General features: G+C 56.4%; 14 protein-coding genes. 5 read left to right on the top strand and 9 right to left on the bottom strand.

Going from position 1 to position 12860, the window contains the following annotated elements; translation table 11 throughout:
* Positions 1-5 precede the first annotated feature (5 nt).
* Together ACR0B3_RS02775 and gluQRS are read left to right on the top strand one after the other, a co-directional pair.
* Positions 6-620 (top strand): class I SAM-dependent DNA methyltransferase, encoded by a 615-nt coding sequence (locus tag ACR0B3_RS02775; RefSeq protein ID WP_480807749.1) that lies wholly within the window; start codon positions 6-8, stop codon positions 618-620.
* Entirely contained in the window at positions 617-1462 is an 846-nt protein-coding gene (gluQRS, locus tag ACR0B3_RS02770; RefSeq protein ID WP_480807748.1) for a tRNA glutamyl-Q(34) synthetase GluQRS, read from the top strand. Before ACR0B3_RS02775 ends, gluQRS begins: the two co-directional genes overlap by 4 nt.
* Positions 1463-1481: 19 nt before the next feature.
* On the opposite strand, the gene hisI is transcribed toward gluQRS, so the two are convergent.
* Positions 1482-1874: a phosphoribosyl-AMP cyclohydrolase gene (gene hisI, locus ACR0B3_RS02765; RefSeq protein ID WP_480807747.1), complete on the bottom strand. Its 393-nt coding sequence runs from the start codon at positions 1872-1874 to the stop codon at positions 1482-1484.
* Positions 1875-1922: 48 nt separating this feature from the next.
* Here hisI and ACR0B3_RS02760 point away from each other — a divergent pair, with 48 nt between their 5' ends.
* Both ACR0B3_RS02760 and ACR0B3_RS02755 read left to right on the top strand, forming a co-directional pair.
* Positions 1923-2375, top strand: coding sequence for an iron-sulfur cluster assembly scaffold protein (locus ACR0B3_RS02760; RefSeq protein ID WP_480807746.1), 453 nt, complete (start codon positions 1923-1925; stop codon positions 2373-2375).
* Between the two features lie 59 nt (positions 2376-2434).
* Positions 2435-3073, top strand: a complete 639-nt coding sequence (locus ACR0B3_RS02755; RefSeq protein ID WP_480807745.1) for a MarC family protein — start codon at positions 2435-2437, stop codon at positions 3071-3073.
* A gap of 185 nt (positions 3074-3258) precedes the next feature.
* Here the strand turns inward: ACR0B3_RS02755 and ACR0B3_RS02750 are convergent, their stop codons facing one another.
* The 5 genes from ACR0B3_RS02750 to sciP all read right to left on the bottom strand — a co-directional run bounded on the left by ACR0B3_RS02750 (position 3259) and on the right by sciP (position 9052).
* Positions 3259-3381 carry a hypothetical protein gene (locus tag ACR0B3_RS02750; protein ID WP_010440002.1) on the bottom strand — a complete coding sequence of 41 codons (123 nt, stop codon included), beginning with the start codon at positions 3379-3381 and terminating at the stop codon, positions 3259-3261.
* A 110-nt stretch (positions 3382-3491) separates the two neighbouring features.
* Positions 3492-5582 (bottom strand): ATP-dependent DNA helicase RecG, encoded by a 2091-nt coding sequence (gene recG / locus ACR0B3_RS02745; protein ID WP_480807744.1) that lies wholly within the window; start codon positions 5580-5582, stop codon positions 3492-3494.
* Positions 5579-7831, bottom strand: a complete 2253-nt coding sequence (ligA, locus tag ACR0B3_RS02740; protein ID WP_480807743.1) for an NAD-dependent DNA ligase LigA — start codon at positions 7829-7831, stop codon at positions 5579-5581. Before ligA ends, recG begins: the two co-directional genes overlap by 4 nt.
* Before the next feature lie 125 nt (positions 7832-7956).
* Positions 7957-8673 carry a response regulator transcription factor CtrA gene (ctrA, locus tag ACR0B3_RS02735; protein ID WP_170683913.1) on the bottom strand — a complete coding sequence of 239 codons (717 nt, stop codon included), beginning with the start codon at positions 8671-8673 and terminating at the stop codon, positions 7957-7959.
* 85 nt (positions 8674-8758) lie between these two features.
* Complete coding sequence (gene sciP / locus ACR0B3_RS02730) at positions 8759-9052, bottom strand: CtrA inhibitor SciP (protein ID WP_170584386.1); 294 nt, start codon at positions 9050-9052, stop codon at positions 8759-8761.
* A gap of 130 nt (positions 9053-9182) precedes the next feature.
* Here sciP and mnmA point away from each other — a divergent pair, with 130 nt between their 5' ends.
* Positions 9183-10328 carry a tRNA 2-thiouridine(34) synthase MnmA gene (mnmA, locus tag ACR0B3_RS02725; protein WP_480807742.1) on the top strand — a complete coding sequence of 382 codons (1146 nt, stop codon included), beginning with the start codon at positions 9183-9185 and terminating at the stop codon, positions 10326-10328.
* Here mnmA and ACR0B3_RS02720 read toward each other — a convergent pair.
* From ACR0B3_RS02720 to ACR0B3_RS02710, 3 genes are read right to left on the bottom strand one after another with little or no spacing between them, the layout of a single operon-like run.
* Positions 10325-10906 (bottom strand): cadmium resistance transporter, encoded by a 582-nt coding sequence (locus ACR0B3_RS02720; protein WP_480807741.1) that lies wholly within the window; start codon positions 10904-10906, stop codon positions 10325-10327. The genes mnmA and ACR0B3_RS02720 overlap by 4 nt on opposite strands.
* Positions 10906-12063, bottom strand: a complete 1158-nt coding sequence (gene lpxB, locus ACR0B3_RS02715) for a lipid-A-disaccharide synthase (RefSeq protein ID WP_480807740.1) — start codon at positions 12061-12063, stop codon at positions 10906-10908. Before lpxB ends, ACR0B3_RS02720 begins: the two co-directional genes overlap by 1 nt.
* On the bottom strand, positions 12063-12857 hold the full coding sequence (locus ACR0B3_RS02710) for an LpxI family protein (RefSeq protein ID WP_480807739.1): 795 nt from the start codon (positions 12855-12857) through the stop codon (positions 12063-12065). The genes lpxB and ACR0B3_RS02710 overlap by 1 nt, the downstream gene beginning before the upstream one ends.
* Positions 12858-12860: the final 3 nt, after the last annotated feature.

The raw sequence follows: 12860 nt of genomic DNA, 5'->3' as shown, positions 1-12860 counted from the left end.
GAGGCATGAGCGATAAGTTTCTGAAAGACACTTACAATCTGAACTCTGCCCAAGAAACGCGTGACCACTATCAGAAATGGGCGGCCTCCTACGATGAAGAAGTGGGGGAATACGGCTATGTCACCCCGGATCGCGTCGCAGCAGCGCTGAGGTCTTATGTCACCGATTTGGACCTACCCGTACTGGACTTTGGGTGCGGCACCGGGTTGTCCGGCGTCGCGCTCCAAAAGGCAGGTTTTCGTGTGATTGACGGAATGGACCCGACACCAAAGATGCTGAAAGGCGCTGCTGCCAAGGGGGTGTATCGCAACCTGATCAGCATCGAAGTCACCGATCCGAACCCTATTGAAGCCGGCGCTTACACTGCGATCACATCCACTGGCGTCATCGGCGTTGGCGCTGCGCCGCCTGAAACCTTCGATCTATTGATGACCGCTCTGCCAAGAGGCGGCTATCTGGCCTTTTCGTTCAATGATCACGCCTTGGCCGACAGCACATATACCGGGCGGTTGAACGATTGGCTGGACATGGGGCATGCGCGCCTGTTATTTCGCGAATACGGACCACATTTGCCCGGAATGGGCATGAAATCTGACGTTTATGTTGTTGAAAAGTCGTGACATTCAAAACGCGCTTTGCTCCATCCCCGACAGGTCCGCTGCATCTGGGACATGCTTATTCTGCGCTGCTGGCCTATGATCTGGCACAGGCCGCAGGCGGAGCATTCCTTCTGCGGATCGAAGATATTGACCAGTCTCGGTCGCGTCCTCATTGGGAGGCTCAGATCTACGATGATCTGACATGGCTTGGGTTGAACTGGCCCCAACCGGTAATGCGCCAGTCTGATCGATTGGCCCGATATCGTGAGGCGCTAGCGACGCTGATCGGAATGGGGTTGGTCTATCCTTGCAAGTGCAAGCGTGCCGATATCGAGACCGCCGCCGGGGCGCCGCAGGAAGGTGTGCCCCAGTTTGGGCCTGATGGACGCATCTATCCGGGCACCTGCCGCAATCGCTCTGTTTCAGATGCAGGTGCCGAAGATGTCCTGCGCCTTGACATGAAAAAAGCCATAGAAGCGTCTGAACTTCCAAGATTTACTGAAACCGGTGCGAAATATTCCGGCACGCATACGTTAAATGCAAACACCCTTCTGACTGCAGTCGGCGACATAGTCCTTGTTCGGCGCAATATGGGCAGTTCATACCACTTGTCCGTCGTTGTCGACGATGCGGATCAAAACATCACTCAGGTGGTCCGAGGCGAAGACCTGTTCAGTGCAACACAGATTCATGTGTTGCTACAGGGCCTGCTCGGGCTGCCGACACCGGTTTATCATCATCACCGCCTGATCCGGGATGAAAGCGGCAAGCGGCTTGCGAAACGAGATGACGCGCGCGCCATCTCGCTCTACCGCGAACAGGGGGCATCGCCTGCTGAAATCAGGGCGATGGTGGGCCTGTGATCTGACCACCGTCAGAGATCTAGTGCTCCATCGGCTTCATAAGCTCGACTTCTGTTCCATCCCGAACGGCGGTGTAGAAACAGCTCTGTCGATTGGTATGACACGCTGGTCCGGTCTGGTTCACGACGACTAGCAGACAATCCCGGTCACAATCGATCCGAAAATCCACCAGGGCCTGCACGTGGCCCGAACTTTCGCCTTTGATCCAGAATGCCTGCCGTGACCGCGACCAATAGGTAACGCGCCCGGTTTCTAAAGTACGCTCGATCGATGCGGCATTCATCCAGGCCATCATCAACACTTCACCCGAGTGTTCGTCTTGCGCGATAGCCGGGATCAATCCGGCCTCGTTAAACTTCAGTGTCGATCGATCGAACAAGACCGTATCAGCCATTGCAAAAACCTTTTGCATCCCAGAATCTCGCCATTATGTATGGGGAATAGACAACGAGGGAAAGCCATGAGCGGCGAAACCGATCTGATCAAGCTCTATTCCGGACGCATACTAGCGCTGGCTGCGGATATTCCACATCTCGAGCGCTTGGAAAACCCCGATGCGACTGTGAAAAAACGGGCACCCTTGTGTGGATCTACCGTGACTGTCGACGTCAAACTCGAAGACGGTCGGATCACGGGTTTTGGACAGGACGTCAAGGCCTGCGCATTGGGTCAAGCCTCGGCATCGGTCGTCGGCAGTTCGGTGATCGGAGCGACGCGGGCTCAGGTCGAAACCGCGCGCGATCAGCTTTCGGCGATGTTAAAGAAAGACGGCCCTGCGCCAGATGCGCCTTTTGACGGCCTCGAAGTTCTTATGCCGGCGCGGGACTATAAGAATCGCCACGCGTCGATCCTGTTGGCGTTGGACGCAACTTCTGAGGCGATGGAACAGGCAGAACAGGCCAATTGCGCCTGATCGTGGTATTCCAAGACAAAGCCGTATAGGGTGCCCCCAACTGGATTTGGGGGGCTTACGTGAACAATTTGCTGGAACATTTTGTGACGCTGTGGGTCGTGATCGACCCGATCGGCACCATCCCCGTCTTTATCGCTGTCACCGCCGGGATCGCTGCCGGTGCGCGGCGCAAAACCGCCCTGCTTGCGGCCTTGGTCAGCGCAGGCATTCTGATGTTCTTTCTGATCTTCGGGCAACTTGTGATCGAAGCTTTGGATATCGGTTTAAATTCGTTCCAGGTGGCAGGCGGGATCATTCTGTTCCTGTTTGCTCTGACCATGATTTTTGGCGAAAGCAAACAGGTGATAGAGCAGCGCCAGGCCGAGGAAGACCTGGATGACAAAATGCACAAAACCAATCCGGCTATTTTTCCATTGGCCGTCCCTTCACTTGCATCACCCGGTGCAATGCTGGCGATTGTGGTTCTGACTGACAATAACCGTTATAGCGTCGCCGATCAGAGCATTACGGCGCTGGTAATGCTGGCCGTAATTGCCATTGCATTTGTTCTGATGCTGATGGCCGAACCGATCATTCGATTGATCGGGCATTCCGGCGCAGCGATCATCAGCCGCGTGATGGGGATGATCCTGGCATCCGTCGCGGTGAATTCAGTGCTGTCTGCGACGATTGAGATTATCAAAACCGGTGAGCTGTAAAAAGAACCGCCGCACCTTCCGGGCGGAAAGGGCGGCGGCAAGTCATGCGTTTCTCATGTAGGGTCCGGATTACCGCACGGGGCCGAGGCAGGCCCCTTCAAGGGAATTGGGACAGGCAGGTCACCCTTGATCATGACGGGGAGACAAGCGCGGTGTGATCGGCACGAGATCGCAGGCAGAAAGGCCTAGAACCCGCTTGGCAGGTGAAGGGCAACCACCAACATTACGACCAGTGAAACCGCGCCCGCTGCATCTTGCAAAATTGTAGATTGCGAGCGGGTAAAGGCAGTTTTGATCTGGCTCAGCATGGTCTCACCTCCGGACGGGATTAATCCTTTGTTGACCTTTTGTTCTCATATTTTAACGAGTCGGTAAAGAACTTTTTGAGAACATTTGTGAACTTTGTGGGATTATCTTCCTAACCCACTGATATCAAACGGATCGCCTGATCCTGCTTCATCAGCCACAAAAGAACACGCGCCGCCTGCCCCCGATCCGAGGTCAGTTGGGGGTCAGATGCCAACAGTGCGCGCGCATCTGATTGCGCCACGGCCATTAGTCCGGCCTGCCGTTCGAGATCGGCGATCCGGAATTTTGGCAGGCCAGATTGCGCAGTTCCGATCAAATCGCCTGCGCCGCGCATCTGCAAGTCGGTCTCTGCGATACGGAACCCATCTTCGGTCTCACGCAGAACTTCCAGCCGCTTACGCCCGCCTTCACTGAGCGGAGGCTGATACATCAGCAAACAGGTCGAGGCGTCTTCGCCTCGTCCGACACGGCCCCGTAGCTGGTGTAATTGCGCCAGTCCGAAGATCTCGGCCCGTTCAATCACCATGATCGTGGCGTTCGGGACATTGACGCCAACCTCGATGACGGTAGTTGCAACCAGCACTTTAGTCTGACCGCTTTGGAAGGCTGCCATGGCTGCATCTTTCTCGGAGGGCGGCATCTGACCATGCACCAGACCCACCACATCATCCCCTAAGATCGCGCGCAGCCGTTTGAACCGTTCTTCAGCTGCAGTCAGGTCCGAAACTTCGGATTCGTCCACCAAGGGGCACACCCAATAGCATTGCTTACCCGCATCAATCGCGCCGCGCAGATGGGCGACAACTTCATCCATACGCTGAGTGCTGACAATCGCGGTCTTGATCGGTTTTCGTCCCGGAGGTTTCTCATCCAGAACAGAGACGTCCATGTCGCCGTATTGAGCCAAGGCGAGGCTGCGCGGTATCGGCGTAGCGGTCATGACCAATACATCCGCGCGCTGGCCTTTTTCGGACAGCTCCATTCGCTGGCGGACCCCAAAACGATGCTGCTCATCAACAATGGCCAGCCTTAAGGCTTTGAATTCGACATCCTCTTGAAACACCGCGTGGGTGCCAACCAAAATCTGAATATTCCCCTGCTTCAGAGCCGCCAATTTTGCGCGGCGCTCGGCCCCTTTGTCGCGCCCGGTCAAGATTTCCAGAACGACTCCGGCCTCTTCCGCCAGTGGGCGCAGCCCTTCAAGATGCTGCCGCGCAAGGATTTCGGTCGGGGCCATCATCACCCCCTGCCCGCCTGCTTCGACCGTGACCAACAGCGCCATGAAAGCGACCAGAGTTTTCCCGGCCCCTACATCGCCCTGCAGCAACCTGTTCATTCGCGTCTCCGACGCCATGTCCGCCGAGATTTCTTTAACTGCGCGTGTCTGTGCGCCAGTTGGTCGGTATGGCAGGCTGGCCAGCACCTTGGATTGCAGCGCTCCGGTGCCAAGGCTGACCATCCCGCGCGCCTTTCGCTCACGCTGCCGCGCAAGGGCCAAGGTCAATTGATGGGCAAAAAACTCATCATAGGCCAATCGCTCACGTGCAGGCGCAAAAGGTGCAACGTCGTCCGCGCCCCTCGGGTGATGCGCTTTACGCATGGCTGACGCCCAGTCCGGCCAGTTCTGCTGTGCGACCTGAGAAGGGTCCGCCCACTCGGCCAGATCAGGCACCCGCGCCAATGCACTTTGCGCGGCTTTATAGGCTGTCTTCTGCGTCACGCCTTGGGTCAGATGATAAACCGGCTCGAACTCAGGCAGATCACCTGCATTTTCAGGCGCAACCATATGATCGGGGTGAACCATCTGGGCCATGCCATCGAACAGCTCAAGCTTTCCTGAAACAACACGGCGCGCGCCCTGTGGCAGTAACTTTTTCAGGTAATCCCCCCGGGCATGAAAAAACACCAGCTGAAAATCTGCCTGGCTGTCTTCTACATGGATACGATACGCGCCTCCTTTGTTTCGAGGCGGTCGATGCGTCCCTATAGTGACCTCAACAGTCAATGTCGTCGGAAGGTTGGCGCCCTGTATCGTATCGCGTCGCCGCCGATCGATCACCGCATAGGGCAGCGAAAACAATACATCACGTGGCGACTCGATCCCCAACTGGCCTAAAAGCTGCGCTGTTTTCGGCCCCACACCATCCAGTGTTTCAAGCCCTGCGAAGAGCGGAAAAAGTTGCTCGGGCCTGCCGCTCATAGATCGCCGATCAGTTGAAGCCAGCCGTCTTCATCTAAGGTTTCGATACCCAGATCAGCGGCTTTCTTGGCCTTGGACCCAGCGCCCGGGCCCGCCACCAGCAAATCAGTTTTCTGACTGACCGAGCCGGATACCTTGGCCCCCAAGGCTTCGGCGCGGGCCTTGGCCTCGGCACGCGTCATCTTTTCCAGCGTTCCGGTGAACACGACCGTTTTCCCGGCAACCGGACTGACCGAGGCCGGCGCATCCGGAGGAACAATTGTAAGGTGCTTTCGCAGGTCATCAAATGCCGCGCGCTCGTCTGGGTTGGCAAACGCGTCAGAGAGCGAAAGGCCCAGTGTGGCCCCAATACCGTCAATTCCAATCAAATCGCTCCACGCGCCTGCGGCGTTTGTCGGGACATTTAGACCGGCCAGCGCTGCATCCCGAGCTTCTTTGACCCGCGCGCGGCGACCTTCCTCAGCGGCGGCAATTCTCTCAGCATCTTCCGCCTGATCGGCGGCGCGCTGCGCAAAGGCGGCCGGTCGTGCCGCGTCAATCGCTGCGGCCATCAGATCCCAATCTCGGTAGAACAATGCCAGATCACGCGCGCCGACCTCGCCCACATGGCGTATCCCGAGTGCGAACAACAGACGGGCAAAAGGGATGGTGCTCTTGTCATCGATCGCTGCAAACAAGTTACTGGCCGATGTCTCTCCCCAGCCGTCGCGATTCTTCAACCGAGTAAGATTTCCGGCATCACGGTTTTGCAGCGTGAAAATGTCGGCTGGCGTGTTGATCGGCAGATCAGGGTCGCCGTAAAACATCTCAATCTGTTTCGCGCCGAGCCCTTCGATATCGAACGCTTTGCGCGATACAAAATGTTTTAGTTTTTCAACGGCCTGTGCGGGACAAATCAGGCCCCCAGTGCAGCGGCGGACCGCATCACCTTCTTCCCGGATTGCGTCGCTACCGCATTCCGGGCATTTCGTCGGGAAAACATAGGGTTGCGCATCATCGGGTCGCTTCGTCAGATCGACATCTGCAACCTTCGGGATGACGTCACCTGCACGATAGACCTGAACCCAATCACCGATGCGAATATCCTTGCCAGCGCGAATTGTCCCGCCTTTTGCGTCCCGTCCTGCAATGTAGTCTTCGTTATGCAAGGTTGCGTTTGATACGACCACCCCGCCTACCGTCACCGGATGCAGACGCGCAACCGGGCTGAGCGCTCCGGTCCGGCCGACCTGAATGTCGATCGCTTCAAGCCGGGTCCAGGCAAGCTCGGCAGGAAACTTATGCGCAATCGCCCAACGCGGCGTCGTTGAGCGAAAGCCAAGACGAGCCTGCAGGGCGAGATCGTCAACTTTGTAAACAACCCCGTCGATGTCATAGCCCAAAGTCGCGCGCTGAGCTTCGATCTGGCGATAATGATCCAGCATTTCTCCGGTTGTCGCACATCGCTGCGTCAGCGCATTGACCTGAAAACCGAACGCTTTGAGCCGCTCAATCGCGCCCATCTGTGTCTCAGCCAAAGGCTCAGATAGCTCTCCCCAGGCATATGCAAAGAACTTCAGCGGCCGCGACCGCGTTATTTCGGAATCCAGTTGGCGGAGCGAGCCAGCGGCCGCGTTTCGTGGATTTGCAAAGGTTTTCCCACCAGTTTCGGCCTGCCGCGTGTTCAATGTGTCAAAATCGTCATGAGACATATAGATCTCACCACGCACTTCAAGAACGTCTGGTGCGCCTTTGATTTGGTGCGGAATATTCGAAACCGTACGTGCGTTTGCCGTCACATTCTCACCGGATTCGCCATCCCCTCGGGTCGCCGCCTGCACGAGTGCACCCTGTTCATATCTTAATGAGAGCGACAGCCCATCAATCTTCGGCTCAGCTGTGTAGGCAAGTGGTGCTTCGTTCCCCAACCCCAGATATTTACGAATCGAGCGATCGAAATCAGTAACATCGGAGTCATCGAAGGCATTTCCAAGTGACATCATACGCACCGCATGAGCCACCTTTGCAAACCCGTCTGAGACTCGCGCGCCAACTTGTTCAGAAGGGCTGTCGGAGCGTTTCAGATCCGGAAATCGGGCTTCAATTTCAGCATTGCGACGCTTGAGGGCATCATAGTCTGCATCCGAAATTTCCGGCGCATCTTCAGTGTGATACAGCTGGTTCGCGCGCAGCAATTCCTTGGCTAGCCGGGCCAGCTCGTCCTGCGCTTCATCTTTTGTCAGATCTGCGATTGCAGTGGTATCGCTCATGGCCCCGCCCTGTCACGTCGTCTTGAAACCCAGTGATAGGACGAGGCCATGGTCAGGTCCAGTGTTGTGCTGAGACGCGAGTGGAATTACCGCCCCGGACCAACGACGGCAGCTGTCAGATTTGGTCAAGCACCCACAGCAATGCGGGTTTCACCCATGTTGTTCGCTTGAGGATCCCGCAGGACATATCCACGGCCCCAGACCGTCTCGATGTAATTCTCACCGCCGGTCGCATTGCTGAGTTTCTTGCGCAACTTACAAATAAAGACGTCAATAATTTTCAGTTCCGGCTCATCCATGCCGCCGTATAGATGGTTCAGGAACATTTCTTTAGTCAGGGTCGTGCCTTTCCGTAGGCTTAGAAGTTCCAGCATCTGATATTCCTTGCCGGTCAGGTGAACGGTCTTCCCATTCACCTCAACCGTTTTGGCATCCAGATTGACGGCCACCTGGCCAGTATGGATCACAGATTGAGAATGCCCTTTAGAGCGGCGGATAATGGCGTGAATGCGCGCCACCAACTCTTCTCGATGGAAGGGTTTGGTCAGATAATCATCCGCGCCAAATCCAAAGCCTTTGATCTTGCTTTCGGTATCATCCGCGCCGGACAAGATCAGGATCGGTGTCTCGACCCGTGCGATCCGCAATTGGCGCAGTACCTCATGTCCGTTCATATCTGGCAGATTCAGGTCCAGAAGAATGAGATCGTAATCATAGAGCTTGGCCAGATCGATACCTTCTTCGCCAAGGTCCGTCGCATACACGTTGAGATTGGCGTGTGTCAGCATCAGTTCGATGCTTTTGGACGTGGTCGGATCATCCTCGACAAGAAGTATGCGCATTTCTTACTGCTCCAATTTAGGTCAAATTCTTCAACTGATTTGAGCCTGGATAAAAATGGTTAATCTGACGTTACCGTTGAATCATTTATTCACCCTCGCCCTTAAGTTGTCGATATTTTTTTAAGGCCGTTACCTTCAAAGCGTCGATTCCGTGTTCGGCGACCGCTGAAACCCACGAATTGAATTCTTCATCGCTGATGCCATAGCGCTTTTTGGCTTCTGACAGAGAAATCAGCCCGTACAGCACACCACGCACGACGATGACTTTTCGCGAGGCTACCCAGCGCCGCGTATCCGCAGGAGGTAAATCGGCGCGTGTCAATACGCTCCCATCCGGCAAGGTGACCGACCTTGGACCTTCCACTTTGTGCAAATACATCTTTCTTACCCTCTGCTGCTGCGACAAAGCTGCATCCAGCCTACTTAAAAGGGTGTGAAACCGCCCCTTGAGAGTGTGTAGAATTTTCTTATATTCTGCCGGTCTTCTTTAACCCGGACTGGAACCGCCCATGGCCCTCGATACCGAGACCCCGCTGAACTCGCTTGGTTTTGCCAAACCACCTTCGGAAACGCGGGTGGTTGTGGCCATGTCGGGCGGCGTCGACAGCTCGGTCGTGGCGGCTTATCTGGCCGATCAGGGCTATGATGTCGTCGGCGTGACGCTGCAGCTTTATGACCACGGCGCGGCATTGGCCAAGAAAGGTGCCTGCTGCGCGGGGATCGACATCCATGATGCGCGCCGCGTGGCGGAAGAGCGCGGGTTTCCGCACTATGTCTTGGACTATGAAAACATCTTCAAAGATGCCGTGATCGACGAGTTTGCCGACAGCTATCTGGCTGGCGCGACCCCAGTGCCCTGCATCCGCTGTAATGAACGCGTGAAGTTCAAGGACCTACTGGAAACCGCCAAGGACCTTGAGGCCGACTGCATGGCAACTGGTCATTATATTCAGCGCAAAATGGGCTCAAGTGGCCCGGAACTGCACAGCGCTGAAGATGCGAACCGGGATCAATCTTATTTCCTGTTCTCCACCACGCCTGAACAGTTGGATTTCCTGCGCTTTCCGCTGGGCCATCTGCCTTCCAAGGATGCCACGCGCGAGATGGCGGCGCAGTATGGACTTGCCGTAGCAGACAAGCCCGACAGTCAGGACATCTGCTTTGTGCCCAATGGCAACTATGCCAGCGTGATCGAGAAACTGCGCCCAGGTGCCGCTGAACCAGGTGAGATCGTGCATGCTGATGGCCGCGTGCTGGCGCAGCATGATGGGGTGATCCACTATACCATCGGCCAGCGCCGTGGCCTTGGGATCGGTGGCCTCAGTGATCCACTGTATGTGGTCAAGCTGGACGTCGACAAGAAACAGGTTGTTGTTGGCCCCAAAGAGATGCTGGCCACAAGAAACGTCCCTGTGCGTGAGATCAACTGGCTTGGCGATGAACCGTTTATGTCGAAAGACAAATGGCATGTTTCGGTCAAGGTCCGCTCGACCCGCCCCCCGCGCGAGGCGATCGTTCGCCCGCTGTCAGACACAACAGCCGAGGTTGAGTTACTAACACCCGAAGAAGGCATCTCTCCGGGACAAGCTTGCGTGTTCTACGAAACCGGCGGCAGCCGCATCTTTGGCGGCGGCTGGATCTGGCGCGGTTACTAAATCGCGTCAGTCCACGAATTGCTGAGGATATAGATCCCGGCACAGATCATCACGTAAGGCACCAGCTTCTCAAGCTTCTGCGCAAAACCGCCAGTCATGATCGGAGAGCGTGCGCCCATCAGCCCCAGCATGGTTAGAGTTATCGCTGCAACCAACGCGCCGGTGACACCCGCAATCCGATAGCTGGGCGCCGAGTCCGCCAACAGAGGTGCAAGGACAGCGAAAGTGTCCATCGATAGGCTGATGAACAGCAGCATCGTTACAAGCGTTGAGGCGCCCGAAGATATTTTCGGGGCCTCTTCAGTCTCTGCTCCTCGGAATTGACGGATAGCTCCGACCAAACCGAGGCCAAGCGGTATCACGCCCAGATATCCGGCCCAATGTGGCACCACATCATCAACGCCCAATGCCAGCAACAAGGCGGCTGCGATGATCAGTATTTGCGCAAGCAAGAACCCTGTAACAGTCCGACGCGGACCGGACACCATCATGAGCGCAACAAGCGCCGCAAGGTTATCAAGGTTGGTCAGAACCTGCGCCATAAAGGCAGAGGCAGCAAAGATCACATGATCCAGCATCACGCGTTCATTCTGTCTAAGACAGCTTTTGCCGCGCGCAAGCCCGGCGGTTCGCCACCGCGCCCAAGGCGGTCCATCGTGGCTGCCATTGCTTGACGTTGTGCGTCAGGGGTTGCTGCCACTTGTTCCAGTGCCTCAGCAATCTTATCGGGTTGGCAATCGTCCAGCAAACACTCTGGCACAGCGCGAGTGTCTGAGACCAGATTGACCAAAGTCACCGTATCAAGTTTGACCATACGTTTGGCGATCAGCGTCGTGAGCCAATTCAAATTGTAGGCAATCACCATCGGTGTTGCCTGTGCGGCCAGCTCCAAAGACACTGTGCCCGAGGCCGCCAAAGCAAGATCAGCGGCAGCAAACGCCGCCCGTTTCTGCGCCTGAGCGTCGTCCGAAGGCAGCTGTCGCGGATCAACAACCACAGGCCGCCCCGGCCAATTTCTTACCTGCTCGGTAACCGCATCAACCATATGCGCGACTGTCGGAACAACCAAACGTGTGTCTTTTCGGTCTTTCATGAATTTCCGCAGCGCATCGCCAAATATCGGAACCAGCCGTTCAACTTCACCCCGCCGAGAGCCCGGCAAAGCAAGCACAATTGGGGCATCACCCAGATCATGAGCCAAGCGGAATTGTTGGATGTCTTGGGCCGAGGCAATTGGTTCGTTGACAACCGGATGGCCGACAAAGTCACACTCCATCCCTGCCCGCTCCATGTAAGGCGGCTCAAACGGTAGCAGCGCCAGAACGTGGTCGATTACTTTCGCCATCTTGTCCGCGCGCCCCGGTCTCCAGGCCCAAACGCTGGGCGCTACGTAGTGGACGGTTCGAATATCGCTTGAAGATTTGACCAGCTTCGCAACCCTGAGCGAGAAATCCGGGCTGTCGATCGTGATAAGCACATCGGGTTGCTTATCCAGAACCGCCTGAGCAGTTTCTGCGATACGGCGTTTCAGGTGAAAGTACTTGGGCAGAACCTCGACCAGGCCCATGACGCTGAGTTCCGACATGGGAAACTGACTTGTCAGCCCCTGTGCCTGCATCAGCGGCCCACCAACCCCATCAAACTGCACTTCTGGCACCAGAGTTTTGAGCCCTTCCATCAGTGCTGCACCCAAACGGTCGCCCGAGGGTTCACCAGCGACCAGGAAGACACGCATCAGATCGTACGCTCGCGAACATAGAGGAACAGACCGAGGCGGTTACACTCTTCAATCACGCGGTCGCGCTGCAGGACGATGACACCGCCCTTTTCGATCACAATGCCCGAGAGGCCAGCCGCGACTGCCCCCGCAACTGTATCAGGGCCGATAGTAGGCATATCGGCGCGCCTGTCCTGATCTGGTTTCGGACCTTTAAACAGGATGCCGCCGCCTGCATCTGGGCGTTGTGTCAAGGATTGCAGCATCCATGCGGTTCCATAGATACCTTCGACCGCCAGCGCTTGGGATTTCAGCACCACACAAGCCTGACCGATATCAGCCGCCCCCATGCTGCGCAGGATTCCCGCAGCACGATCTGCGTCCGCATGATCCGCTTTAGAGGGCTGGGCCTCAGTCAATGTACCTATGGGGGGCAACAATTCCGGCGCGATCTCATGCGCCGCACGAACCGTCAGGTCGGCATCCTCGAAAATACCAATGACAGCGCGCAATGCGCCGTCGTCACCCGCCATAATGGCCTTTTGCAGGATTGGCACCAACGGCATCGTCGCTGCATCGATGCGCGCAGGGTTCACGGATGGACGGCGCACGGCCCCAGCCATGCAAATCTCGGTTACGCCACGGGCTTTGAGATCGGCAATGAAACTGCCCAGCTGTTCTAGCGGGAACACGACCTCAGTGGTCAGCGTATCCGGCTCAAACCCTTCCAACGCGCAGATAAGCGGACGGCTCGGCAAAGCCGCCACTACCTCCTCCGGCAGCGCTCCTGTTCCTGCGATCAGTGCCAACATGGA

The organism is Ruegeria sp. CE9, from assembly GCF_056537425.1.
Note: the sequence above shows the minus strand (reverse complement) of the source record. Positions and strands in the feature narration are given on the sequence as shown.

Coding starts and splice junctions, on each gene's coding strand:
- ACR0B3_RS02720 (WP_480807741.1), bottom strand. CDS start 10,906: ATGCTGGATCATGTGATCTTTGCTGCCTCTGCCTTTATGGCGCAGGTT.
- ACR0B3_RS02760 (WP_480807746.1), top strand. CDS start 1,923: ATGAGCGGCGAAACCGATCTGATCAAGCTCTATTCCGGACGCATACTA.
- ACR0B3_RS02775 (WP_480807749.1), top strand. CDS start 6: ATGAGCGATAAGTTTCTGAAAGACACTTACAATCTGAACTCTGCCCAA.
- mnmA (WP_480807742.1), top strand. CDS start 9,183: ATGGCCCTCGATACCGAGACCCCGCTGAACTCGCTTGGTTTTGCCAAA.
- hisI (WP_480807747.1), bottom strand. CDS start 1,874: ATGCAAAAGGTTTTTGCAATGGCTGATACGGTCTTGTTCGATCGATCG.
- ACR0B3_RS02710 (WP_480807739.1), bottom strand. CDS start 12,857: ATGTTGGCACTGATCGCAGGAACAGGAGCGCTGCCGGAGGAGGTAGTG.
- ligA (WP_480807743.1), bottom strand. CDS start 7,831: ATGAGCGATACCACTGCAATCGCAGATCTGACAAAAGATGAAGCGCAG.
- lpxB (WP_480807740.1), bottom strand. CDS start 12,063: ATGCGTGTCTTCCTGGTCGCTGGTGAACCCTCGGGCGACCGTTTGGGT.
- sciP (WP_170584386.1), bottom strand. CDS start 9,052: ATGTATTTGCACAAAGTGGAAGGTCCAAGGTCGGTCACCTTGCCGGAT.
- recG (WP_480807744.1), bottom strand. CDS start 5,582: ATGAGCGGCAGGCCCGAGCAACTTTTTCCGCTCTTCGCAGGGCTTGAA.
- ctrA (WP_170683913.1), bottom strand. CDS start 8,673: ATGCGCATACTTCTTGTCGAGGATGATCCGACCACGTCCAAAAGCATC.
- ACR0B3_RS02750 (WP_010440002.1), bottom strand. CDS start 3,381: ATGCTGAGCCAGATCAAAACTGCCTTTACCCGCTCGCAATCTACAATT.